The sequence below is a fragment of the Rahnella sp. GSA61A genome (assembly GCF_019969905.1).
Classification (GTDB): domain Bacteria; phylum Pseudomonadota; class Gammaproteobacteria; order Enterobacterales; family Enterobacteriaceae; genus Rahnella; species Rahnella aceris.
In genome coordinates this window covers 226,542-250,039 of the sequence record NZ_JAHXYO010000001.1, presented here as the reverse complement: position 1 = coordinate 250,039, position 23,498 = coordinate 226,542, and the positions used below count along the sequence as shown (strand labels likewise).

The window sequence follows — 23,498 nt, the reverse complement described above, 5'->3', positions numbered from 1 at the left end:
TCGGTACTTTTGGTATTACTTATTACGACTGGTTGATTTGGCACTCTCTCCGGCCAGGCCAGCCAGTCGTTCTAAAGCCTTTCTGAGTTTCTCCGGGCTACGGCTCGCAAGTCCCCTTAATTCTTCTGCACTCTGCGCGCTTAAATGCCTGACGGGCATAGATTCTGCAGCGATCGCTTTATTTTTAATCGCGATCTGCGAAGCATTTTCCATTTTCGCCATGAGCGAAGGATTAATCCTGATGTCGATTGATGACAATGATGGTAGAATTTGCGCTCGAAGTGCAGAGAGTAATGCGGGTTGTTCATAGCGTAATCGCATCATCCAGCTGGCATTAGCTATTTCAAGTACTAAAACTCCCTGTCGATAATTACCGACACGACACCATGGTTGCATGGGCGTCGGTAACAGACCTTTCACTGCGCGGTTGAGTTTCAATAACGCCGCAGCACGCTGTTGAACAATACGCAGCGGGCTTTGTTCAGTCGAAGAGGCATCATCGAACAGGATATCTAATAATTGTGGGCGACTATCGCGCATGATGGGCTCCGGCGGATTGTAAACTTGTGATTGGCATTCTAAATCGTTGGCGACAATTTGGCAGAAGGTATTTTTGGCCGCATCTCCTGTTGGGGATGGTCGCGGCAAGCCTTGGCGTGTCCACGAGCCTGTCGCAAACGGAACTGCCAGCGGTTCCTAATACTTCCTCAAGTCTAAATCGTCTTAACATCGCCAGTACAGGGCTGAGTAATCTTGCGTTACTCCAGGCGAATCGCCGCCCGGCTTTTGGTGTTGATTACTGGCAACAGCATGCATTACGCACGGTCATCCGTCATCTTTCTTTTGCTTTGGCCCCGCAGGTGGTTTACACCGTAGCGCAGCCGGAAGCAGAAATGCAGGCCGCTGAGCCGTTGCATGTTCAGCAACTCGCGTTGCTGGTTACCCTTAATGCTTTACTGACCCATGAGCCAAAACCTCCGGTTATCATCCGTCAGACGCAACAGCCATTCCTCCCTCTTGCTTCATCGCATCAAACCGGCCTGTGGTTAGCACAGGTGCAAGGCATTCGTGCCGGCCCGTTCTCTCTGATTTAACAGACTGTAATTCTAAACTCTATTTATAAATCAACAAATTATTGGCTGCATTTGGTGGCCTCCAAGAGATATTAAGCACTATGTTAATCAAATTATTGACCAAAGTTTTTGGTAGCCGTAACGACCGCACATTGCGCCGCATGCGTAAAGTGGTTGACCTGATCAACCGCATGGAACCTGAAATCCAAAAACTGACTGATGAGCAACTGCAGGCGAAAACCAATGAGTTCCGTGAGCGTCTGGCGAAAGGTGAAGTGCTGGAAAACCTGATCCCGGAAGCTTTTGCTGTGGTGCGTGAATCCAGTAAACGTGTCTTCGGGATGCGTCACTTTGACGTGCAGTTACTCGGCGGTATGGTACTGAACGAGCGCTGCATCGCGGAAATGCGTACCGGTGAAGGTAAAACGTTAACCGCAACCCTGCCCGCTTACCTGAACGCATTGAGCGGAAAGGGCGTTCACGTCGTCACTGTCAACGATTACCTGGCACAGCGTGACGCCGAAAATAACCGTCCGCTGTTTGAATTCCTTGGCTTGAGCATCGGAATCAACTTGCCAGGCATGCCTTCTCCGGCTAAGCGTGCTGCTTACGCTGCTGATATCACTTACGGCACAAACAACGAATACGGTTTTGACTATCTGCGTGACAACATGGCATTCAGCCCTGAAGAACGCGTGCAACGTAAACTTCACTACGCGCTGGTGGATGAGGTTGACTCCATCCTGATCGATGAAGCACGTACACCGCTGATTATCTCCGGTCCGGCCGAAGACAGCTCAGAAATGTATACGCGTGTGGATAAACTGATCCCTAAACTGATCCGCCAGGAAAAAGAAGATTCCGATTCCTTCCAGGGGGAAGGCCACTTCTCTGTTGATGAGAAATCACGTCAGGTTCACCTGACTGAACGTGGTCTGGTCCTGATCGAGGAATTGTTGGTTGAAGCCGGTATTATGGAAGAAGGTGAATCTCTGTATTCCCCGACTAACATCATGCTGATGCATCACGTGACCGCAGCACTGCGCGCGCACGTCCTGTTCACCCGCGATGTCGATTACATCGTCAAAGACGGCGAAGTTATCATCGTTGACGAACACACCGGTCGTACCATGCAAGGTCGTCGCTGGTCAGACGGTCTGCATCAGGCGGTTGAAGCCAAAGAAGGCGTGGATATTCAGAACGAAAACCAGACACTGGCTTCCATTACTTTCCAGAACTACTTCCGTTTGTACGAAAAACTGGCTGGCATGACCGGTACTGCGGACACCGAAGCGTTCGAATTCAGCTCTATCTACAAGCTGGATACCATTGTTGTGCCAACTAACCGCCCTATGGTGCGTAAAGATATGGCCGACCTGGTGTACATGACTGAAATGGAAAAGATTGGCGCGATTATCGAAGATATCCGTCAGTGTACTGCCAAAGGCCAGCCGGTTCTGGTCGGTACTATTTCCATCGAAAAATCAGAAGTTGTTTCTAACGAACTGACCAAAGCAGGCATTGCGCACAGCGTTCTGAACGCCAAATTCCACGCTAAAGAAGCGGATATCGTCGCGCAGGCAGGCCAGCCAAGCGCAGTGACCATCGCTACTAACATGGCGGGTCGTGGTACCGATATCGTGCTGGGCGGCAGCTGGCAGGTTGAAGTTGAAAACCTGGGTGAAGAAGCCACCGATGAGAAAATTGCAGAAATCAAAGCTGCCTGGCAGATTCGCCACGACGCGGTTCTGGCTTCCGGCGGTTTGCATATTATTGGTACCGAGCGTCATGAATCCCGTCGTATTGATAACCAGCTGCGCGGCCGTGCGGGTCGTCAGGGTGATGCCGGTTCATCCCGCTTCTACCTGTCTATGGAAGATGCACTGATGCGTATTTTCGCCTCTGACCGTGTATCAAGCATGATGCGTAAACTGGGTATGAAACCGGGCGAAGCGATTGAGCATCCATGGGTGACCAAAGCGATTGCCAATGCGCAGCGTAAAGTCGAAAGCCGTAACTTCGATATCCGTAAGCAACTGCTGGAATACGATGATGTGGCAAGCGATCAGCGTCGTGCGATCTACAGCCAGCGTAACGAATTGCTGGACGTGTCTGATGTGAGCGAAACCATCGCCAGCATCCGTGAAGACGTGTTCAAGGCGACCATCGACAGCTACATTCCGCCACAGTCTCTGGAAGAAATGTGGGATGTACAGGGTTTGGAAGAACGTCTGAAAAAAGACTTCGAGCTGGAAATGCCGATTGCAGAATGGCTGGACAAAGAGCCGGAATTGCATGAAGAAACCCTGCGCGAACGTATCATGGAAATCGCGAAAGAATCTTACGCCCGTAAAGAAGAAGTGGTTGGCGCTGAAATGATGCGCAATTTTGAGAAAGGCGTGATGTTACAAACGCTGGATTCTCTGTGGAAAGAACATCTGGCGGCAATGGATTACCTGCGTCAGGGCATCCATTTACGTGGTTACGCTCAAAAGGATCCTAAGCAGGAATACAAACGCGAATCCTTCGCGATGTTTGCTGCCATGCTGGAATCTCTGAAATATGAAGTGGTCAGCGTACTAAGCAAAGTTCAGGTTCGTATGCCTGAAGAAGTTGAAGCGATGGAAATTCAGCGTCGTGAAGAAGCTGAACGTCTGGCTCGTCAGCAGCAGCTTAGCCATCAGGATCAGCAAGAAATCGAAGTAGCCGAAGCTGCACGTCTTGCTTCTTCTGGTGATCGCAAAGTGGGTCGTAATGATCTCTGCCCGTGCGGTTCTGGTAAAAAATACAAACAATGCCATGGCCGTCTGCAAAAGTAAGATCTCCGGCTAAGTCATCGTGTTAATCTTGAAGGCGGCGTAATTGCCGCCTTTATTTTTGTCTAAAAGTCCCCATAAAGACAGTCATTGCAGTCAGCGGATAGGTGGAAACTGTGGCGCTTAAACAACTTAATATCGCAGCGGGCATTATCCGGAATGCCAGCAAAGAAATCTTTATCACTCAACGCGATGCATCATCACATATGGCGGGGTTCTGGGAGTTTCCGGGCGGTAAGATTGAAGCGGGTGAAACACCTGAACAGGCTGTTATTCGCGAATTACAGGAAGAGGTCGGCATTAATGCTAAATCTCCTGTGCTGCTGAAAACATTGGAGCACCAATTCCCGGATCGCATCATTACACTCTATTTTTTCCTGGTGGAAGACTGGCAGGGCGAGCCGTATGGCAAAGAAGGGCAGCCGAAGCGCTGGGTTGCGCAGGCCGATTTGAAAGAGGAGGAATTCCCTCCCGCCAACGAAGTAGTTGTTACAGCCCTCAAAAACAATCAGTACTGATTACGTGTAGAATTTGATGGCATATAGAAAAAGGGACCGAAGCCCCTTTTTCTATACCCGTTGTCTGGATTAAATCTCTTCTTCACTCCAGTCGTCCAGATCATTCACGTCACCCTTACTTGGGATGCGTTTCTCTTCATCGGCCCATTCGCCGAGATCAATAAGCTGGCAACGCTTGGAACAAAAAGGGCGGTAAGGTCTTTGTTCACCCCAAACCACGATTTTCTGACAGGTCGGGCAATTTACTTCAATGATTTCAGGGTCCATTTGCAACTCCTAGCAGCAGGCAAGTTCAAAATTCAGTCGCGCGGGAACCACGCCATGTTCGCTGTCGAGGGGTAAAAAGCGAATGGCATAACGGGTTTTATGCCCGGATACTTGCGGGTAAAGCTGATTTTCCATCGAGAGTCGCAATCGTAACAGATCTGCGCCTTCAGCGTTGTCCTGGAAAAAACCATTCAGACTGATTTGATTGCGAAACGCGCCTGACTGGCGGATCAGATCCAGTACCATCATGAGCGAATTATTCAGCGGAGCCAGTGTTTCGAGCCAGTTTTGCACTTCACGATCACGTTGTGATTGTGCCAGATGCAGCCAGATATGCAGTGTCGGCAAATCAAAGCTGCAACACCCTCCGGGGATACTCAGACGCTGGCGAACCAGGGCCATCAGGCGATCTTCCTTCAGCGCTTGCCCTATGCGTGGTGCTTTCATTAACACAGATGCACATTGCTTAAGCTCAGCGCGCAGCCCCTCGATCCTTGCTAAATCAACGCCCGGGACATCTTTCCATTGAGACAATTTTTGCTGCTGGCGTTCAAGCTCTTTCAGTAAATCGGTACGGACTTCACCACGTTCCAGTACATCCAGTAAATCTGAAGCGGTGCGAAAAAATAGCAGAGCAGAAGCAATATCAGTGAGTTGTGCGTTGGAATGCATCTGTTGCAACAAAAATTCGATGCGAAGCCAGGTGCGCATTTTCTCATTCAGTGGATGTTCAAAGAGAACGGTTGCAGCTACATCAGTCATGCTTGGCAATATCCTGTCTGTTTACTCACACCGCAAGTTGCAAATAGCGGTGATGTAGTTGGGCAACACGCGGTTCAATTAATTTCGGATCACCGCTGTTATCAATAATGTCATCCGCACAGGCCAGACGTTTTTCACGACTGACCTGTGCAGCAATAATACTTTCAGCCTGCTGGCGGCTGATGCCATCGCGCGACATCGTCCGGGAAAGTTGAATATGTGGCTCAACATCCACCACCAGAACGCGATTTGCTTGCGTCTGTAATCCATTTTCAATCAGCAGCGGTACGACCCAGAGCACGTACGGCGTCTGCGCCTCAGCAATCAAACATTGTGTTCTGGCATGAATAATGGGGTGTAATAATTTATTAACCCATTCTTTTTCATCAGGATTGCTAAAAATCCGCGCCCGAAGGGCCGGGCGGTTCAGTGAGCCATCAGCGGAAATAATGCTTTCACCAAATCGCTGTCTTAATTCTTCCAGCGCTGGCTCACCTGGAGCAACGACCTGGCGGGCAATCACATCTGCATCGACAATGCTTACGCCATGACGGGCGAAGCTTTCGGAAACGGTACTTTTGCCACTACCGATACCCCCGGTCAATGCAACGATATAGCTCATGCTGGTGCTCTGATAAAATTAGTTAGGTAAATGATAAAGAGATTATGAGTAAGTGCAAGCCGTGGTGTTCTCGGTTTTGATGCGAAAAATTATTAATCTGCACAATCAAAAGTCTGTGATGAAGGTTGTAAAAGCCATCTTGCCGTTGTCATTTTCCTGTGTATGATAAAACCACTGGAAAGGGTGTGTAAAAATTTTTCGTGCACCCTAGCGACCCGTCGCCAAACCAGGACTAACCCGCCATGCGCATTGAAGAAGATTTAAAGTTAGGTTTTAAAGACGTACTCATCCGCCCTAAGCGTTCCACTCTCAAAAGTCGTTCCGAAGTTGAACTGGAGCGCACATTCACATTCAAACACTCAGGTTTTAACTGGTCCGGCACCCCGATTATTGCTGCGAACATGGATACCGTCGGCACATTCCGTATGGCGACCGTACTGGCGTCTTTTGGTTTGCTTACGGCCGTGCACAAACATTACACCGTAGAACAGTGGCAGGCATTCGTGACTTCCTCCGATGAATCCGTGCTGCGTAATATCATGGTATCGACCGGGACGTCAGAAGCTGATTTCGTTAAAACCCTGCAAATTCTTGCTTTGTCGCCTCTGCTGAAGTTTGTTTGCCTGGATGTCGCTAATGGTTATTCCGAGCACTTTGTGGGTTTCCTGCAACGTGTACGCGAAGCTTGCCCCGATAAAGTCATTTGTGCAGGCAACGTGGTGACCGGTGAAATGGTGGAAGAACTTATTCTTTCTGGCGCGGATATTGTAAAAGTCGGCATCGGCCCGGGATCGGTATGTACGACTCGCGTAAAAACCGGCGTGGGATATCCGCAGCTTTCTGCTGTTATCGAATGTGCTGATGCTGCTCACGGTCTGGGCGGACAGATTGTCAGCGATGGCGGCTGTGCTGTTCCGGGTGACGTGGCAAAAGCGTTCGGCGGCGGTGCTGATTTCGTTATGCTTGGCGGGATGCTGGCTGCGCATGACGAGTGTGAAGGCACGGTCGTTGAAGAGAATGGCGAAAAATTCATGCTTTTCTACGGTATGAGTTCAGAATCTGCGATGAAACGCCACGTCGGCGGTGTTGCTGAATACCGCGCAGCGGAAGGTAAAACAGTCAAATTGCCTCTGCGCGGTCCGGTTGAAAACACCGTGCGTGACATTCTCGGTGGGCTGCGTTCTGCCTGTACTTACGTCGGTGCAGAGCGCCTGAAAGAACTGACCAAACGTACAACCTTCATCCGCGTTGCGGAACAGGAAAACCGTCTGTTCGGCAGTAAGTAAGGATATGACCATAATGGCGGCGAAACATTTTTCGCCGCTTTTTCCTCTTTGATTTATCCCATAACCGAACCTAGCTGGAAAATTGGCAGATACATCGCAATCACCAGCCCACCGACAATCACCCCCATTACGGCCATGAGTACCGGCTCAATCGTTTGTGACAACGTTTCTGCCAGCGAGTTAGCTTTGTCATGATGCAGATATGCGAGTTTCAGCAGTAACTCGTCCAGAGACCCTGATTCTTCACCGATTTTTATCAGCTGATGACATAAGGTCGGGAACAGTGGCGACTGTACAAAAGCTTTGTGTAACGGTGTTCCTTGCATGATTTGCTCACGTATCTGGTTCAGTGCGGCCTGAAAATGCAGATTGGACATTGATGCAGACGCTGCTGCCAGCCCGGCAATTAACGTCATGCCCGCCTGTTGTGTCATTGCCAGCGTTTGAAATATCTGGCTGAGGCAACTGTCTGTCACCAGTCGTGACGTCAGAGGTAACCTGAGCAGTAACATCTGCTCACGCAGTTGCCAGTGCTTAAGCGGGTGCAACTTCTGCAGATAGCCGAAACAACAAAACGAAAAAGTACCGACCAGCCAGGGGCCGATGCTGATGAGGGCATCAGAAGCAATGACCAGCATGCGTGTAAACCAGGGGAGTTCGGCATCAAAGGAAGCATAGATTTTGGCAAACTCAGGCAATACTAAAGTCAGCATCAGCAGAGTGACCACGATAGCGATAACGCTAACAATCAGCGGATACCGCAACGCCTTTTTTACTTTGCTTCTTAATTCAGCCTGTTGTTCCTGCTGAGTCGCCAGTTGCAGGCAGCATTTGTCCAGTTGTCCCGTTAGCTCACCAATAGAAATTATCTGTCTGTAAATATCAGGAAATACATCGGGATAATGATTCAGTGTTACCGACAGCGGTTTTCCTTCGCGAACGCCTTTCGCAACATTTGACAGTACACAATGCCACGCGGGTTTCGGGTGCTCGTTGGCCAGCAACGTCAGGCTATTGACCAGCGGTAGCCCGGCTTGTAGCAGCGTTGCAAGTTGCCTGACGAATGCAACACGTTCCTGATTTTTCCAGAAACGTCGTCCCAATCGCTGCTTCATTCTGATTTTCAGCGGTTGCAATCCAGCAGCAAAAAGCTGCTGGTAAATGCCGTCCTTACCCACCTCAATGCAGTGATCTTGCTGAAGGCTTCCCAGAGTGTCGATAGCCTGCCAGTGATATAACCGCCAGGACTGAGGTGCGCCGCCGTCAGTTTTCATGTATCCGCGCCTTCACCGGTAACACGATAAAGTTCTTCAAGTGAGGTGATCCCTTGTTCGACCAGCGCCATACCGGCTTCCTGCAACGTTTTTTGCCCTTGTTCGCGGGCAATCTTACTCAACTCATTGACACTTGCCTCTGCCACCAGCGCCTGTTGTAAACCGGGTGTTATGTTCAGCGTTTCATAAATACCGGTGCGTCCGTAATAGCCCGAAAAGCATTGGTGGCATCCTGCAGGTAGCCACAACTGCATGTGTCCGCTGCTGCCATCAGCACCTTTTTCGACCAGTGATACATGCGGTTTACGGCAATGCGGGCAGAGTTTTCGTACCAGCCGCTGGGCAATAACCAGACGCAAGCTGGCAGCAATATGAAAACCTTCAATCCCCATCTGTTGCAGGCGGGTCAGTGTTTCGCAAGTGGAATTGGTATGCAGTGTTGAGAGCACCAGATGTCCGGTCTGAGCGGCTTTTACCGCGATTTCGGCCGTTTCTTTATCGCGGATCTCTCCGACCATAATCACATCAGGATCCTGACGTAATAACGCACGCAGGACACTGGCAAAACTGAGGTCTGTTTTGCTGTTAATCTGGGTCTGATTGATGCCACTGACCGGGATCTCAATCGGGTCTTCCACGCTGCAAATATTGCGGGAGATGGCATTAAGATGACGAAGACCACTGTAAAGCGTGACCGTTTTTCCGCTGCCTGTCGGGCCGGTGACCAGAATTAGCCCTTGTGGATGTTTAAGCGCAGCTTTGAAATAGTCCAGATCCCGTGGTGTGAAGCCCAGTTGAGGCATAGAGAGATCCTGCTGAGTCATATGCAGAATGCGCAGCACGATCTTTTCGCCGTGTAAGGTCGGCAGAGAAGATACTCTCATGGAATATCTCTGATTTTGCAGCATGACTGAGAGCTGGCCATCTTGGGGTAACCGTCGCTCAGCGACATTCAACTGCCCCATAATCTTTAGTCGTGCGCACACGCCCGCTGCCATCGAAAATTCAGGTCCGGGGACTTCCTGCAATACTCCGTCAATTCGCATACGAACCCGGAAACTGTGCTCGTACGGCTCAAAGTGGATATCTGAAGCCCTGCGGGTGATGGCCTGCCTGAGTATCTGATTGAGAGCATTAATGACCGGCGCATCACTCTGATTATTCAGTTCATTGTTTTCATCGGTTTGTGCGGATGCCCACGATTCGTCTGCGGCCGTTTTTTTCTTTATTTCTGAATTTCCTTGCTCCATGACTTGTTCAAGCCGCGTTTGTGGCCAGCGTTCAAGCTGCACTTTTAAGCCGGTGGTAAAGCGCAATACATTACTCAAGGCATCCGTGTCTGCTTCTGTTTCATGGCATGCAACATGAAGAGTCTGGTTGTCGCGATGCAATACAACGGCTTTGTAGCGCTGACACAGTGCTTCAAGTGACGCTTCGCTTTGCAGGCGATCATTATCGGGCGGAGACTCGGGGCGCCGTGGCATATCACTCATTATGGCGCTCCTGTGGTGTCAAACCGAAAAACGCTTTCGCAAGCTTCAACCATCGAAGTATTACTGGCATTGGTGCAGATTCTGCTCCATGTGATACCGCCCGCCTGATTATCCCGGACCGGTGTCATCACAACGCTGAGACCGTCCAGTGCCTGCTGACCTGTCAGTGAAATTACGCCCGCATTAACCTGAATCTGGCTGACATAACGACTGGTAGCTGCCGCCGGAATTCCCTGACTGCCGGCGCTGCAATTCGTCAGCGCCCCCGTATCGATGACGCACAGTTCGACGCCGGTTTTGTAGGGCACCATAATTTGCAGCATGTCAGTCATGGCTGCTTTCTGGATATAACTCTGGTAAGCGGGTATGCCGATGGCACTCAGGATCGCAATAATCGCGATCACTACCATCAGTTCAATGAGGGTAAATCCTTGTTGCCGTTTCATGGCGTTCTCCGTTTCGTAAGACTGCGTGGTTGTTTCTCAGGCAGCAAACTAAACGGAGAAAAAGCCTGACTCCAGCGCTATTGCTGATTTTTCCACGACATCTGCCAGGATAAATATGTATGCCAGCAAGGCAGGAAAAACATATGTGCGATGTCTCGCAACAATAAAGATGAAATGAAAAAGGGGGTGGTGTTCAAAAGGGGTGAATGCGAGGGTAGTACGGCAAGATGAAATAGATCGCAAGAATTCGTGTTGCCCCTCGAAAGGAATTCAGGGGCAACAGCGCAGCGATTAGCTGAAGCGCATGGAAAGATCCATGGCCCTGACATGCTTGGTCAGCGCGCCGACAGAAATGTAATCCACGCCGGTTTCCGCGAATTCGCGGAGCGTTTTTTCCGTCACGTTACCGGAGACTTCAAGTAGCGCACGACCTGCGGTGAGGGCAACCCCTTCGCGCATCATCGGCACAGTGAAGTTATCCAGCATGATAATGTCAGCACCCGCATCCAGCGCCTGCTGAAGTTCATCCATGGATTCGACTTCTACCTCGACGGGCACGTCGGCGTGGATCCATAAGGCGCGTTCTACGGCGGCTTTTATCGAGCCACAGGCAATGATGTGGTTTTCTTTAATCAGAAATGCATCGGCAAGACCAAGGCGGTGATTGCTTCCGCCACCGCATAACACGGCATATTTCAGTGCCGTACGCAGGCCAGGCAAGGTTTTCCGGGTATCGAGCAACTGAGTTTTTGTGCCCTCAAGGATTTTCACATAGTGATTCACTTCGGTTGCCACACCGGACAGGGTTTGCACGAAGTTAAGAGCGGTACGCTCACCGGTCAGCAGCATGCGTGCGGAGCCTGAGAGTTCACATAAGGTCTGGTTTTCAGAAACGTGGTCGCCGTCTTTGACATGCCATTTGACGGTGATTTTATCGCCTGCCAGTTGGAGAAAGACTTCGTCCAGCCAGCGCTGGCCGCAGAAAATACCGGCTTCGCGGGTAATGATGGTGGCGTTAGCATTTTTGTCTTGCGGCAACAGTTGAGCAGTTAAGTCATTGTTGGCATTGGCTTCGCCCCCAAGATCCTCACCGAGAGCCTGAGTAACAAGAGAAGGAATATCATTCTGGATACGTTCGAGTAACTGTGCGCGGCGACTTTCACGGCTGTAGCTGCGGGTAGACATACAAATACTCCGAAATGGCGGATAAGAAGGACAAAAAAACATGCTACCCTGTTGCTGTGATAAGTACCACCTGAGCACATCATTGAGGTCTTTGATGCACTTAAAACAAGGCTGGATAACAGAAGCCCGGCAGGTCGTTTCCCCTCATTTTGATCTCCGTCCTGAAGATGAAATTCCCTCATTGCTGGTGATCCATAACATCAGTTTGCCGCCTGGAAAATTCGGCGGTCCTTATATTGATCAATTGTTTACCGGTACGCTGAATCCGCAGGATGATCCTTATTTTGAAGGAATCAGCCACTTACGCGTTGCTGCGCATTGTTTAATTCGTCGTGATGGCGAGATTGTGCAATATGTGCCCTTTGATAAACGCGCCTGGCATGCGGGTGTATCCAGCTGGCGGGGGCGTGAGCGCTGTAATGATTTTTCGATTGGTATTGAGCTGGAAGGGACGGATTTTGAGCCTTTTACTGATGCGCAATATCGCAACCTGGTTGCCGTTACTGAGTTGTTAATGAAGCATTATCCCATTAGTCTTGAAGCGATTACCGGACACAGTGATATTGCTCCCGGGCGTAAGACCGATCCCGGCCCTGAATTCGACTGGGCATTTTATCGCAAGCTGTTAGCGCTGCCGGTAGGGCAGAATGACCTTTCTGACCTGTAATTAACCGGTTTTCGGTTTCGTTTTTACGGGTGTGATGTGTTTAGAGAGAGTGACAATCGATGACGTTATTTACTTTGCTCCTGGTGCTGGCTTGGGAACGCTTGTTCAAACTGGGTGAACACTGGCAGTTGGATCATCGGTTTGAGGTGATTTTCCGCCGTGGCCGGCAGGCTTCTCTGGCTAAAACGCTGGTCATTACGATTGTCTGGATGGTGATCATCTGGGCAGTATTGCGCGCAGTGCAGGGGATCTTCTTCGGGGTGCCAACCCTGATTTTCTGGGTGATTTTATGTCTGCTGTGTATTGGCGCTGGCATCAAACGCAAGCATTACCGTGCCTACCTTAAGTCCGCCCGTCAGGGCGATGCTGATGCCTGTAAGGAAATGGCAGAAGAGCTGGCCTTGATCCACGGGTTGCCGACAGATTGCAGCGAAGAAGCCCGGCTGAGAGAGCTGCAAAATGCGCTGCTTTGGATTAACTACCGTTACTATCTCGGGCCGTTGTTCTGGTTCGTGGTTTGTGGGCCTTACGGACCGATAGCGCTGGGCGGTTATGCCGTATTGCGCGGTTACCAGACCTGGCTGGCGCGCCATATGCCGCCGTTGAAACGTTCGCAGTCCGGCGTGGATGCCCTGTTACATATTCTCGACTGGATCCCTGTTCGTCTGGCCGGCGTGGCTTATGCATTGCTTGGTCATGGCGAGAAAGCCTTACCGGCCTGGTTTGCTTCGCTGGGCGATATTCACTCTTCGCAATATCATGTATTAACGCGGCTGGCGCAGTTCTCTCTGGCGCGCGATCCGCATACCGATCCGGTACAGACACCTCGCGCTGCTGTGAGCCTCGCGCGTAAAGTGACGATGATAATCCTGGTGGTTGTAGCGCTGCTGACGATTTACGGCACCTTGATTTAATTCTCTTTTATCATCCGATATTGCATAAAAAAGCCCGGTACATTTTTAGTGTCCGGGCTTTTTGCTTTTTGTCAGTGCTGTTTTTGTAACGTCAGCGGACGGTTATCGGCGGCGGGTTCTCCGAAATCGGGCATGCCATTCTCGTCCCAGCGGAAGGTTTTAATGCGCGTATGCCGGTTCGGGTCGTACAGCGGATCACCCTCAATTTCAGTGTAGTTTCGGGCATGATATACCAGCACGTCTGCGCCCTGTTCGTTGCGAGTGAAGCTGTTATGTCCCGGCCCGAACTGCCGGTTCTGGGCCTGCGTGGTGAATACCGGACGCTGGGATTTATGCCAGCTCACCGGATCCATCAGATTGCTGTTGATGTCTGCAGTGAGGAGGCCGATACAGTAATTTTCGTCGGTGGCGCTGGCGGAATAGGTGATGAAAATTTTATCACCGTGTTTGATCACCGCCGGTCCCTCATTAACCCAAAAACCGATGATTTCCCAGTCCAGCTCCGGCTTGCTGAGCATGACGGGCGGTGATTTCAGCGTCCACGGGTTTTCCATTTCGGCCAGATACAAATTGGAGTTTCCGCGAATTTCCGGGTCTTTCTGCGCCCACAGATAATAGCTTTTGCCCTGATGCTCAAAGTGCGTGGCATCGAGCGAGAAGCTGTCGATCGGCGTCTGGATCCGGCCTTTCTCCTGCCATTTCCCTGTGAGCGGATCCGCCTCTTCACACACCAGCGCATACATTCTGTGCTGGAATAAGCCGTCAACAATCTCCTGTGAGGGGGCGGCCGCGTAATAGATCACCCATTGTCCGTCGATAAAATGCAACTCCGGTGCCCAGATAAGTGCGCTCATCGGGCCGGTATCAGGTTTATGCCAGACAATGGTGGCTGGCGCGTCGGCAAGCCCTGTCAGCGTTGGCGAGCGGCGGATCTCCAGCCGGTCATATTCAGGCACTGATGCGATAAAGTAATAGTTTCCGTCGCTGTGCAGCCAGATATGCGGATCTGCACGTTGCTCAATCAGCGGGTTGGGATAATTACTCATGTTTCAGCTCCTTGCTGGTCAGTGGGACGCTGAGTGCTTCTGCGTCCTGTGCATTTTTCTCGTCGTGATATTCATTCAGCTCGCGGTAATTACGGCGGCGAATCTCCAGATCTGCCTGAATGGTACGCATGGTTTCGCGATCAACTTTCAGTAAGCGTACAACACCGGCAGTGATGAGGTAGCCCACGCCAGGAATGACAGTGAACAACAACATGATGCCGTTGATGGCATGGTCGCTTTGCTGCGTTGCGCTGGCATTGTAGCCATACGCGGAGAGCAGGAAGCCGACCATCGCGCCCGCTACCGCCAGTCCGCATTTCAGGAAGAACAGGTTACCGGAGAAGCTGATGCCGGTAACACGTTTGCCGGTTTTCCATTCGCCGTAATCGTCAACGTCGGCCATCAGCGACCAGTGCAGCGGGGAAGGGAGCTGGTGCATGATGTTGAGGATGAAGTACGCTACCAGAATAAGCGTGGTGGCGTGCGGGTCGAGGAAATAGAATCCGCAGGAGAAAATGGTCAGGATGATATTGGCCCAGAAGAACACTTTCAGTTTGCAGTATTTATCGGTCAGCGGTTTTGCCAGTGCACTGCCGATCATCATGCCCACCACGCCGAGGCTGATAAACATGCTGGCAAAGGATGTGGATTTTTCCATTACCCAGGTGACGTAATACATAGTGGCTGCCATACGGATAAAGCCCGGGCACACGTTGCAGAACGTCAGCAGCAGGATGCGTACCCACTGGTCGTTTTTCCACACATCTTTCAGGTCAGATTTTAAGGCATGTTTTGACGGTACCGCAGGCTGAATACGTTCTTTTACCGAGCTGAAGCAGAACAGGAACATGAACAGCGCGATGATTGCCATCACCCCCATCGACATCTGATAGCCCTTGGCTTTGTCTGCGCCACCGAAAAAGTCGGCCATCGGCAGTAAGGTGGAAGACAGGATCAGCGTCGCGATCCCTACCATAAAGAAGCGGTAAGACTGGCAGGCAACACGCTCATGCGGATCGGCAGTAATGACGCCGCCCAGCGAGCAGTAGGGAATGTTGATGGCGGTGTAAGTCAGGGACATCAGGAAGTAGGTTACAAACGCATAGATAACTTTGCTGTTGTAACTCCATTCTGGTGTGGTGAACATCAGCACACTGAACAGTACGTATGGCACCGAAACCCATAACAAATACGGGCGGAAACGGCCCCAGCGGGTGGTGGTACGGTCAGCAATCGCGCCCATGATCGGGTCGGTGACGGCATCGATAACACGCACTGATAGCAGCAATACGCCAACCAGTGCCGGGGCTAAACCGAAGATATCTGTGTAAAAATAATTAAGAAACAGCATGATGGCGCCGCCAATCATATTGCAGCCCGCATCCCCCATTCCGTACGCCACTTTCTCTTTGAACGACAGTGCGCCTTCCTTCATGGATGTTCTCTCCGGATTGTGGATAAAAGGATTTTGTTAAAAAACTGTTTGTTAGCCCTGAGTATTGGCCGGGGAAGGGAAGAGGGGTCAGGAGGTAAGAGTCATGAAGATGGACATTTTGGTCATACGGGAGGAAATGTGACGTACCTAACAAAGCGCCCCGGTAAGTCTGCACTTAACCGGGGCGCTTTTTCGTTTCAATTTTAAAACGAATACTTAAGCGTTAACGGATTTCCCGCTTTGCTGATTTTTGACCCAGTAACCGATGGCCAGAACTACCAGCCACACCGGGATCAGCCATACGGAGATCGCCATGCCCGGGGTGATAGCCATGATCACCAGAATTGCCGCCATAAACAGCAGGCAGATATAGTTACCCAGCGGATACAGCAGCGCTTTGAACTTAGGTTCCACGCCTTCACGACGTTTCGCCTGACGGAATTTGATGTGCGCCAGGCTGATCATCGCCCAGTTGATCACCAGTGCAGACACCACCAGAGCCATCAGCAGACCAAACGCTTCACCCGGCATCAGGTAGTTAATCAGAACACACAGCGCTGTGGTGGCAGCAGAAACGAGGATAGAAGCCACCGGCACGCCGCGCTTGTCGACGTTGAGCAATGCTTTAGGCGCGTTGCCTTGCTGAGCCAGACCAAACAACATGCGGCTGTTGCAGTAAACACAGCTGTTATAAACCGACAGCGCTGCCGTCAGGATCACCACGTTCAGAGCATTCGCTACCAGTGCATCACCCAGGTCATGGAAGATCAGCACAAACGGGCTGGTATCCGGCCCGACACGGGTCCATGGCATCAGGGAAAGCAGGACGGCAAGTGAGCCCACATAGAAAATCAGAATACGATAGATAACCTGATTGGTTGCTTTAGGAATGCTGGTTTCCGGATTATCCGCTTCAGCAGCAGTAATCCCGACCAGTTCCAGGCCACCGAAAGAGAACATGATGATCGCCATCATCATCACCAGCCCGGTCATGCCATGGGGCAGGAAACCGCCTTGCTCCCACAGGTTGCGAACTGTTGCCTGAGGGCCTGCCGTGTCGCTGAACAGCAGCCAGCCACCGAACAGAATCATCGCCACCACGGCAACCACTTTGATGATCGCAAACCAGAACTCCATCTCGCCAAACACTTTAACGTTAGTCAGGTTGATAGCGTTGATCAGCACGAAGAAAACCGCAGCAGAAGCCCATGTCGGGATTTCCGGCCACCAGAATTGAATATATTTACCGACGGCAGTCAGTTCGGCCATCGCGACCAGAACGTACAGCACCCAGTAATTCCAGCCGGAAGCAAAACCCGCAAATCCGCCCCAGTATTTATAGGCAAAATGACTGAATGAACCGGCAACCGGTTCTTCAACCACCATTTCACCCAACTGACGCATAATTAAGAATGCGATAAAACCCGCAATGGCATAACCGAGAATAATCCCCGGCCCTGCGGACTGAATGACGGAAGCACTGCCCAGAAACAGCCCTGTACCGACGGCCCCACCTAATGCAATCAACTGGATATGCCGGTTTTTGAGACCGCGCTTCAGCTCATCGCCTTGTTGTTGATCAACCATTTACCTGTCCTCTGTCATTGGGGCAAAACCCATAACATTCTGTGTGTTAGAGAGAATGTAAGGCGATAATTACACTTTTTGTATCTAATTATTTACGGCTGGATTGTGCCTAAAAATCAGGATCATCTACCGTTCGGGCAAGAATAATGTTATGCGGAAAAGTTTGCACGGGGTTTATGCATCATCTGCATAACAAATAGCCAAATTGACTGTAAATTTGTTCAGGATCCATAAAATGTGATCTGAGGCCGGGTAAAAAAGATAAATGATAAAAATTTGTTAAAATGTGCGGGGTCGACGCATTTACTGGGTAGCCATATGGACACAAGGTGAATACTTTGTTACTTTACGGCCACGTTTTTTAAATTGGTATTACCAATTGACTCCGGCAACTTAACAGAGTCGCTACTCGCAGAGAACCGCACATATATGGCTTACAGCAAAATCCGACAGCCTAAGTTATCCGATGTGATCGAGCAGCAACTTGAGTTTCTGATCCTCGAAGGCACCTTGAGACCCGGGGAAAAGCTTCCGCCAGAGCGCGAACTTGCCAAACAGTTTGATGTATCGCGACCTTCTCTCAGAGAGGCAATCCAAAGCCTGGAAGGGAAGGGGCTACTCCTGCGCCGTCAGGGTGGTGGTACTTTCGTACAAAGTAACCTGTGGCAAAGCGTGAGTGATCCGCTGGCTGAGTTACTGGCCGACCATCCTGAATCACAATTCGATCTCCTTGAAACACGACACGCCCTTGAAGGTATCGCTGCGTATTACGCGGCGCTTCGTGGCACAGAGGAAGATCTGCAGCGCATTCGCGATTGTCACGTGGTCATTCAGACCGCACAGGACAGCGGAGATCTGGACGCAGAAGCCGACGCGGTTATGCAGTATCAGGTCGCTGTAACAGAAGCAGCCCATAATGTGGTGCTGCTGCATCTGGTTCGCTGTATGGGGCCGATGCTCGAGAAGAACGTTCGACAGAACTTTGAATTGCTTTACTCACGTCGGGAAATGCTGGCGACGGTAAGCAACCACCGCGCCAGTATTTTCGAGGCGATTGTTGCACGGGAACCAGAAATAGCGCGTGCCGCATCTCACCGTCACCTGGCGTTCATTGAAGAAGTTTTGCTGGATCTCAGCAGGGAACACACCCGGCGGGATCGGTCTTTACGACGGCTCCAGCAACGAAAAGATGAAAGTTAACCATCAGGGTTAATTTTTAGAGCCTTCATTTGAGGGCTCACGGCAACTACATGACGGGCCTGTCTTCGTGCGTTCTCTTAGCGGCGAAGCGCGTTTTAGAAAGAGCGCAGGAAGACAGGCTCCAGATAAACCAACGTATTAGAGACAGATAAGGAAAAGCACCATGTCAGAACGTGTAAATAATGACGTGGATCCGATCGAAACTCGCGACTGGCTACAAGCGATCGAATCGGTCATCCGTGAAGAAGGTGTTGAGCGTGCACAGTTCCTGATCGATCAGGTTCTCAGTGAAGCGCGCAAGGGCGGCGTAAGCGTCGCTGCTGGCGCAGCCAGCCGTAACTACGTCAATACCATCGCTGTTGAAGACGAACCTGAATACCCGGGTAACCTGGAGCTGGAACGTAACATTCGTACTGCTATCCGCTGGAACGCCATCATGACCGTTCTGCGTGCGTCCAAGAAAGACCTGGAACTCGGCGGCCACATGGCTTCCTTCCAGTCTTCTGCGACCGTGTACGAAGTGTGCTTCAACCACTTCTTCCGTGCGCGCAACGAAAAAGACGGCGGCGATCTGGTGTACTTCCAGGGCCACATCTCTCCGGGCGTGTACGCACGTGCTTTCCTTGAAGGCCGTCTGACCGAAGACCAGATGAACAATTTCCGTCAGGAAGTTCACGGTAAAGGTCTGTCGTCTTATCCGCACCCTAAACTGATGCCTGAGTTCTGGCAGTTCCCGACCGTATCCATGGGTCTGGGCCCGATCGGTGCCATCTATCAGGCTAAATTCCTGAAATATCTGGAACACCGTGGTCTGAAAGACACCTCCGCACAGCGCGTTTACGCATTCCTGGGCGACGGTGAAATGGACGAACCAGAATCCAAAGGGGCGATCACCATCGCGACCCGTGAGAAACTGGATAACCTGTGCTTCATCATCAATTGTAACCTGCAGCGTCTTGATGGCCCGGTAACCGGTAACGGCAAAATCATCAACGAACTCGACGGCATCTTTGCAGGCGCTGGCTGGAACGTGATCAAAGTGATCTGGGGCAACCGCTGGGATGAACTGCTGCGTAAAGACACCAGCGGTAAACTGATCCAGCTGATGAACGAAACCGTGGATGGCGACTACCAGACCTTCAAGTCCCGCGACGGTAAATACGTTCGTGACCACTTCTTCGGCAAATACCCTGAAACCGCCGCTCTGGTCAAAGATATGACCGACGACGAAATCTGGGCGCTGAACCGTGGCGGCCATGATCCGAAGAAAGTCTTCGCTGCACTGAACAAAGCACAGAACACCAAAGGTCAGCCGACCGTTATCCTTGCGCATACCATTAAAGGTTATGGCATGGGCGACGCTGCCGAAGGTAAAAACATTGCTCACCAGGTGAAGAAAATGAACATGGATGGCGTGCGCTATATCCGTGATCGTTTTAGCGTGCCAGTAACCGATGAAAATCTGGAAAAACTGCCGTACATCACGCTGGAAAAAGACTCTGCAGAATACAAATACCTGCACGAACGTCGCGCTGCGCTGAAAGGCTACCTGCCGACCCGTCTGCCAAACTTCACGCAGAAGCTGGAAATGCCGAAACTGGAAGACTTCTCACAACTGCTGGAAGAGCAGAAGAAAGAGATCTCTACCACTATCGCTTTCGTCCGTGCACTGAACGTGATGCTGAAAAACGACTCCATTAAAGACCGTCTGGTGCCGATCATCGCCGATGAAGCGCGTACATTCGGTATGGAAGGTCTGTTCCGTCAGATTGGTATTTACAGCCCGAACGGCCAGCAGTACACCCCGCAGGACCGTGAGCAGGTTGCTTACTATAAAGAAGACGAGAAAGGTCAGATCCTGCAGGAAGGTATTAACGAACTGGGTGCCGCGTCTTCATGGCTGGCCGCAGCGACGTCTTACAGCACCAACGATCTGCCAATGATCCCGTTCTACATCTACTACTCCATGTTCGGTTTCCAGCGTATCGGCGACCTGTGCTGGGCAGCGGGTGACCAACAGGCGCGTGGCTTCCTGATCGGTGGTACGTCAGGTCGTACTACCCTGAACGGCGAAGGTCTGCAGCACGAAGATGGTCACAGCCATATTCAGTCTCTGACTATCCCTAACTGTATTTCTTACGACCCGTCTTACGCGTACGAAGTGGCTGTCATCATGCATGACGGTCTGGTGCGTATGTACGGTGAAGCGCAGGAAAACATTTATTACTACATCACCACGCTGAACGAAAACTACCACATGCCAGCCATGCCGGAAGGCGCGGAAGAAGGCATCCGTAAGGGTATCTACAAGCTGGATACGCTGGAAGGCAGCAAAGGGAAAGTGCAGTTGCTGGGCTCCGGTTCCATCCTGCGTCACGTACGTGAAGCGGCAGAGATCTTGTCCAAAGACTACGGCGTAGGTTCTGACGTTTACAGCGTGACCTCCTTCACTGAACTGGCCCGCGATGGTCAGGACTGTGAGCGCTGGAACATGCTGCACCCGACTGAAACCCCACGCGTTCCGTACATCGCCCAGGTGATGAGCGACGCGCCAGCGGTGGCGTCTACTGACTACATGAAACTGTTTGCTGAACAGGTTCGTACATACGTTCCGGCCAGCGATTATCGCGTACTGGGTACGGATGGCTTCGGTCGTTCAGACAGCCGCGAAAACCTGCGTCACCACTTCGAAGTGGATGCGTCTTACGTTGTGGTTGCTGCGCTGGGTGAATTGGCTAAACGCGGCGAAATCGAAACGTCTGTAGTGGCTGAAGCCATTAAGAAATTCGATATCAATCCAGAAAAAGTTAACCCGCGTCTGGCATAAGAGGTAAAGACAGATGGCTATTGAAATTAACGTACCGGACATCGGTGCAGATGCAGTGGAAGTCACCGAAATTATGGTGAAGGTGGGCGATAAAGTTGAAGCAGAACAATCGCTGATCACCGTAGAAGGCGATAAAGCTTCTATGGAAGTGCCTTCTCCACAAGCTGGCGTGGTCAAAGAAATTAAAGTTGCGGTCGGCGATACCGTCGAAACCGGCAAACTGATCATGATCTTTGACGCCGCTGACGGTGCTGCTGATGCAGCACCTGCGAAACAGGAAGCCAAAGCAGAAGAGAAACCTGCTGCTGCCGCACCTGCTTCCAGCGAAAGCAAAGAAGTGAACGTACCTGATATCGGTGGCGACGAAGTTGAAGTCACTGAAATCATGGTGAAAGTGGGCGATACAGTAGAAGCGGAACAATCGCTGATCACCGTAGAAGGCGACAAAGCCTCTATGGAAGTCCCTGCGCCGTTCGCGGGCAAAGTGAAAGAAATCAAAATCGCTGCGGGCGACAAAGTCAGCACCGGTTCCCTGATCATGGTCTTCGAAGTGGCAGGTTCTGGTGCAGCCGCACCTGCCGCAGCAGCAGAAACCCAATCAGACGCGGCACCTGCGGCTGCGGCTCAGTCCGGCAGCAAAGAAGTGAACGTGCCTGATATCGGTGGCGACGAAGTTGAAGTCACTGAAATCATGGTGAAAGTGGGCGACAAAATCAGTGCAGAACAGTCACTGATTACCGTTGAAGGCGACAAAGCCTCAATGGAAGTCCCGGCTCCGTTCGCGGGTACCGTGAAAGAAATCAAAATTGCTGCGGGCGACAAAGTCAGCACCGGCTCTCTGATCATGGTCTTCGAAGTAGAAGGCGCTGCGCCTGCTGCTCCGGCGGCTAAGAAAGAAGAAGCGGCTGCCCCGGCGAAACAGGAACAAAAAGCCGCTGCTCCTGCTGTTAAAGCAGAAAGCAAAGGCGAATTCGCAGAGAACGATGCTTACGTTCACGCCACGCCGGTTATCCGTCGTCTGGCCCGTGAATTCGGCGTTAACCTGGCGAAAGTCAAAGGCACTGGCCGTAAAGGTCGCATCCTGCGTGAAGACGTACAGACTTACGTGAAAGACGCGGTCAAACGTGCTGAAGCCGCGCCGGCAGCAGCAACGGGTGGCGGTCTGCCGGGCATGTTGCCTTGGCCGAAAGTGGACTTCAGCAAGTTCGGTGAGATTGAAGAAGTTGAACTGGGCCGTATCCAGAAAATCTCTGGTGCGAACCTGAGCCGTAACTGGGTGATGATCCCGCACGTTACGCACTTCGACAAAACTGATATCACTGAGCTGGAAGCGTTCCGTAAACAGCAGAACGATGAAGCCGCTAAACGCAAACTGGACGTGAAATTCACCCCGGTGGTCTTCATCATGAAAGCCGTTGCCGCTGCCCTTGAGCAGATGCCACGCTTCAACAGTTCCCTGTCCGAAGATGGTCAGAAACTGACGCTGAAAAAATACATCAACATCGGTGTGGCGGTTGATACGCCAAACGGTCTGGTTGTTCCGGTCTTCAAAGACGTGAACAAGAAAGGCATCGCCGAGTTGTCCCGTGAGCTGATGGCTATCTCCAAGAAAGCCCGTGACGGTAAGCTGACTGCTGGCGAAATGCAGGGCGGTTGCTTCACTATCTCCAGCCTCGGGGGTATCGGGACGACCCACTTCGCGCCAATCGTTAATGCGCCGGAAGTGGCTATCCTCGGTGTTTCCAAGTCTGCCATTGAGCCAGTCTGGAACGGCAAAGAGTTCACACCGCGTCTGATGATGCCAATGTCGCTCTCCTTCGACCACCGTGTCATTGACGGTGCCGATGGTGCGCGCTTCATCACCATCATCAACAACGTGTTGTCAGACATTCGCCGCCTGGTGATGTAAGTGAAAAGCCGGCCAGACGGCCGGCTTTTTTCTGATAATCTCTTCATGCTGTTTGAGATTTTCCAGGGCAAAGCACAAATCGGATGCCGTTTGTTGTTTCAAATTTGTTAACAATTTTGTAAACTGCGGGCGGATAGAACGACCCGGTGGATGATGGGCGTTACGATATAA

At 51.3% G+C, this 23,498-nt stretch carries 20 protein-coding genes; 9 read left to right on the top strand and 11 right to left on the bottom strand.

The features are described from left to right. Window positions 1-15: 15 nt before the first annotated feature. The gene (locus tag LC431_RS01125) at window positions 16-540 is read right to left on the bottom strand and encodes a DUF721 domain-containing protein (protein ID WP_119262103.1); all 525 of its coding nucleotides are present in this window, start codon (window positions 538-540) and stop codon (window positions 16-18) included. Between the two features lie 26 nt (window positions 541-566). Here LC431_RS01125 and secM point away from each other — a divergent pair, with 26 nt between their 5' ends. The 3 genes from secM (at window position 567) to mutT (ending at window position 4,407) form a co-directional block, all read left to right on the top strand. Next, the gene (gene secM, locus LC431_RS01120; RefSeq protein WP_037033422.1) at window positions 567-1,094 is read left to right on the top strand and encodes a secA translation cis-regulator SecM; all 528 of its coding nucleotides are present in this window, start codon (window positions 567-569) and stop codon (window positions 1,092-1,094) included. Window positions 1,095-1,174: 80 nt separating this feature from the next. Continuing rightward, window positions 1,175-3,892, top strand: coding sequence for a preprotein translocase subunit SecA (gene secA, locus LC431_RS01115; RefSeq protein WP_013577001.1), 2,718 nt, complete (start codon window positions 1,175-1,177; stop codon window positions 3,890-3,892). A 113-nt stretch (window positions 3,893-4,005) separates the two neighbouring features. Further along, window positions 4,006-4,407 (top strand): 8-oxo-dGTP diphosphatase MutT, encoded by a 402-nt coding sequence (gene mutT / locus LC431_RS01110; protein ID WP_223509170.1) that lies wholly within the window; start codon window positions 4,006-4,008, stop codon window positions 4,405-4,407. 69 nt (window positions 4,408-4,476) lie between these two features. On the opposite strand, the gene yacG is transcribed toward mutT, so the two are convergent. From yacG to coaE, 3 genes are read right to left on the bottom strand one after another with little or no spacing between them, the layout of a single operon-like run. Further along, window positions 4,477-4,674 (bottom strand): DNA gyrase inhibitor YacG, encoded by a 198-nt coding sequence (yacG, locus tag LC431_RS01105; RefSeq protein WP_223509168.1) that lies wholly within the window; start codon window positions 4,672-4,674, stop codon window positions 4,477-4,479. A gap of 9 nt (window positions 4,675-4,683) precedes the next feature. After that, a complete protein-coding gene (gene zapD / locus LC431_RS01100) occupies window positions 4,684-5,436 on the bottom strand; it encodes a cell division protein ZapD (protein ID WP_013576998.1) in 753 nt (250 codons plus the stop codon). A 25-nt stretch (window positions 5,437-5,461) separates the two neighbouring features. Continuing rightward, window positions 5,462-6,058, bottom strand: coding sequence for a dephospho-CoA kinase (gene coaE / locus LC431_RS01095; RefSeq protein ID WP_112197238.1), 597 nt, complete (start codon window positions 6,056-6,058; stop codon window positions 5,462-5,464). Between the two features lie 242 nt (window positions 6,059-6,300). On the opposite strand from coaE, the gene LC431_RS01090 reads away from it, so the two are divergent. Further along, on the top strand, window positions 6,301-7,344 hold the full coding sequence (locus LC431_RS01090; protein ID WP_126125175.1) for a GMP reductase: 1,044 nt from the start codon (window positions 6,301-6,303) through the stop codon (window positions 7,342-7,344). A 53-nt stretch (window positions 7,345-7,397) separates the two neighbouring features. Here LC431_RS01090 and hofC read toward each other — a convergent pair whose 3' ends face one another. From hofC to nadC, 4 genes are all read right to left on the bottom strand, one after another. Continuing rightward, complete coding sequence (gene hofC, locus LC431_RS01085) at window positions 7,398-8,618, bottom strand: protein transport protein HofC (protein ID WP_131638361.1); 1,221 nt, start codon at window positions 8,616-8,618, stop codon at window positions 7,398-7,400. Then, window positions 8,615-10,111, bottom strand: coding sequence for a type II secretion system protein GspE (gene gspE / locus LC431_RS01080; RefSeq protein ID WP_223509166.1), 1,497 nt, complete (start codon window positions 10,109-10,111; stop codon window positions 8,615-8,617). Before gspE ends, hofC begins: the two co-directional genes overlap by 4 nt. Next, entirely contained in the window at window positions 10,111-10,557 is a 447-nt protein-coding gene (gene ppdD / locus LC431_RS01075; RefSeq protein WP_112150986.1) for a prepilin peptidase-dependent pilin, read from the bottom strand. Before ppdD ends, gspE begins: the two co-directional genes overlap by 1 nt. Before the next feature lie 291 nt (window positions 10,558-10,848). Further along, the gene (gene nadC / locus LC431_RS01070; RefSeq protein ID WP_013576992.1) at window positions 10,849-11,742 is read right to left on the bottom strand and encodes a carboxylating nicotinate-nucleotide diphosphorylase; all 894 of its coding nucleotides are present in this window, start codon (window positions 11,740-11,742) and stop codon (window positions 10,849-10,851) included. 94 nt (window positions 11,743-11,836) lie between these two features. On the opposite strand from nadC, the gene ampD reads away from it, so the two are divergent. Both ampD and ampE read left to right on the top strand, forming a co-directional pair. Then, window positions 11,837-12,409: a 1,6-anhydro-N-acetylmuramyl-L-alanine amidase AmpD gene (gene ampD / locus LC431_RS01065; RefSeq protein ID WP_013576991.1), complete on the top strand. Its 573-nt coding sequence runs from the start codon at window positions 11,837-11,839 to the stop codon at window positions 12,407-12,409. A gap of 59 nt (window positions 12,410-12,468) precedes the next feature. Continuing rightward, a complete protein-coding gene (ampE, locus tag LC431_RS01060; protein ID WP_013576990.1) occupies window positions 12,469-13,323 on the top strand; it encodes a beta-lactamase regulator AmpE in 855 nt (284 codons plus the stop codon). Window positions 13,324-13,394: 71 nt separating this feature from the next. On the opposite strand, the gene LC431_RS01055 is transcribed toward ampE, so the two are convergent. The 3 genes from LC431_RS01055 to aroP all read right to left on the bottom strand — a co-directional run bounded on the left by LC431_RS01055 (window position 13,395) and on the right by aroP (window position 17,391). Continuing rightward, window positions 13,395-14,369 (bottom strand): family 43 glycosylhydrolase, encoded by a 975-nt coding sequence (locus LC431_RS01055; protein WP_013576989.1) that lies wholly within the window; start codon window positions 14,367-14,369, stop codon window positions 13,395-13,397. Then, the gene (locus LC431_RS01050; RefSeq protein ID WP_013576988.1) at window positions 14,362-15,804 is read right to left on the bottom strand and encodes a glycoside-pentoside-hexuronide (GPH):cation symporter; all 1,443 of its coding nucleotides are present in this window, start codon (window positions 15,802-15,804) and stop codon (window positions 14,362-14,364) included. Before LC431_RS01050 ends, LC431_RS01055 begins: the two co-directional genes overlap by 8 nt. Window positions 15,805-16,020: 216 nt before the next feature. Next, the gene (gene aroP / locus LC431_RS01045; RefSeq protein ID WP_015690460.1) at window positions 16,021-17,391 is read right to left on the bottom strand and encodes an aromatic amino acid transporter AroP; all 1,371 of its coding nucleotides are present in this window, start codon (window positions 17,389-17,391) and stop codon (window positions 16,021-16,023) included. 429 nt (window positions 17,392-17,820) lie between these two features. Between aroP and pdhR the strand changes: the two genes are divergently transcribed. The 3 genes from pdhR to aceF all read left to right on the top strand — a co-directional run bounded on the left by pdhR (window position 17,821) and on the right by aceF (window position 23,327). After that, on the top strand, window positions 17,821-18,591 hold the full coding sequence (gene pdhR, locus LC431_RS01040) for a pyruvate dehydrogenase complex transcriptional repressor PdhR (RefSeq protein WP_013576986.1): 771 nt from the start codon (window positions 17,821-17,823) through the stop codon (window positions 18,589-18,591). A 163-nt stretch (window positions 18,592-18,754) separates the two neighbouring features. Next, window positions 18,755-21,418, top strand: coding sequence for a pyruvate dehydrogenase (acetyl-transferring), homodimeric type (gene aceE / locus LC431_RS01035; RefSeq protein ID WP_013576985.1), 2,664 nt, complete (start codon window positions 18,755-18,757; stop codon window positions 21,416-21,418). 13 nt (window positions 21,419-21,431) lie between these two features. After that, window positions 21,432-23,327 carry a pyruvate dehydrogenase complex dihydrolipoyllysine-residue acetyltransferase gene (gene aceF, locus LC431_RS01030; protein ID WP_013576984.1) on the top strand — a complete coding sequence of 632 codons (1,896 nt, stop codon included), beginning with the start codon at window positions 21,432-21,434 and terminating at the stop codon, window positions 23,325-23,327. Window positions 23,328-23,498 lie beyond the last annotated feature (171 nt).

What these genes read in the sequence shown, in the direction of transcription:
- LC431_RS01125 (WP_119262103.1), bottom strand. Translation starts at nt 540, where the DNA reads ATGCGCGATAGTCGCCCACAATTATTAGATATCCTGTTCGATGATGCC.
- secA (WP_013577001.1), top strand. Translation starts at nt 1,175, where the DNA reads ATGTTAATCAAATTATTGACCAAAGTTTTTGGTAGCCGTAACGACCGC.
- yacG (WP_223509168.1), bottom strand. Translation starts at nt 4,674, where the DNA reads ATGGACCCTGAAATCATTGAAGTAAATTGCCCGACCTGTCAGAAAATC.
- zapD (WP_013576998.1), bottom strand. Translation starts at nt 5,436, where the DNA reads ATGACTGATGTAGCTGCAACCGTTCTCTTTGAACATCCACTGAATGAG.
- coaE (WP_112197238.1), bottom strand. Translation starts at nt 6,058, where the DNA reads ATGAGCTATATCGTTGCATTGACCGGGGGTATCGGTAGTGGCAAAAGT.
- LC431_RS01090 (WP_126125175.1), top strand. Translation starts at nt 6,301, where the DNA reads ATGCGCATTGAAGAAGATTTAAAGTTAGGTTTTAAAGACGTACTCATC.
- hofC (WP_131638361.1), bottom strand. Translation starts at nt 8,618, where the DNA reads ATGAAAACTGACGGCGGCGCACCTCAGTCCTGGCGGTTATATCACTGG.
- gspE (WP_223509166.1), bottom strand. Translation starts at nt 10,111, where the DNA reads ATGAGTGATATGCCACGGCGCCCCGAGTCTCCGCCCGATAATGATCGC.
- ppdD (WP_112150986.1), bottom strand. Translation starts at nt 10,557, where the DNA reads ATGAAACGGCAACAAGGATTTACCCTCATTGAACTGATGGTAGTGATC.
- nadC (WP_013576992.1), bottom strand. Translation starts at nt 11,742, where the DNA reads ATGTCTACCCGCAGCTACAGCCGTGAAAGTCGCCGCGCACAGTTACTC.
- ampD (WP_013576991.1), top strand. Translation starts at nt 11,837, where the DNA reads ATGCACTTAAAACAAGGCTGGATAACAGAAGCCCGGCAGGTCGTTTCC.
- ampE (WP_013576990.1), top strand. Translation starts at nt 12,469, where the DNA reads ATGACGTTATTTACTTTGCTCCTGGTGCTGGCTTGGGAACGCTTGTTC.
- LC431_RS01055 (WP_013576989.1), bottom strand. Translation starts at nt 14,369, where the DNA reads ATGAGTAATTATCCCAACCCGCTGATTGAGCAACGTGCAGATCCGCAT.
- LC431_RS01050 (WP_013576988.1), bottom strand. Translation starts at nt 15,804, where the DNA reads ATGAAGGAAGGCGCACTGTCGTTCAAAGAGAAAGTGGCGTACGGAATG.
- aroP (WP_015690460.1), bottom strand. Translation starts at nt 17,391, where the DNA reads ATGGTTGATCAACAACAAGGCGATGAGCTGAAGCGCGGTCTCAAAAAC.
- pdhR (WP_013576986.1), top strand. Translation starts at nt 17,821, where the DNA reads ATGGCTTACAGCAAAATCCGACAGCCTAAGTTATCCGATGTGATCGAG.
- aceE (WP_013576985.1), top strand. Translation starts at nt 18,755, where the DNA reads ATGTCAGAACGTGTAAATAATGACGTGGATCCGATCGAAACTCGCGAC.
- aceF (WP_013576984.1), top strand. Translation starts at nt 21,432, where the DNA reads ATGGCTATTGAAATTAACGTACCGGACATCGGTGCAGATGCAGTGGAA.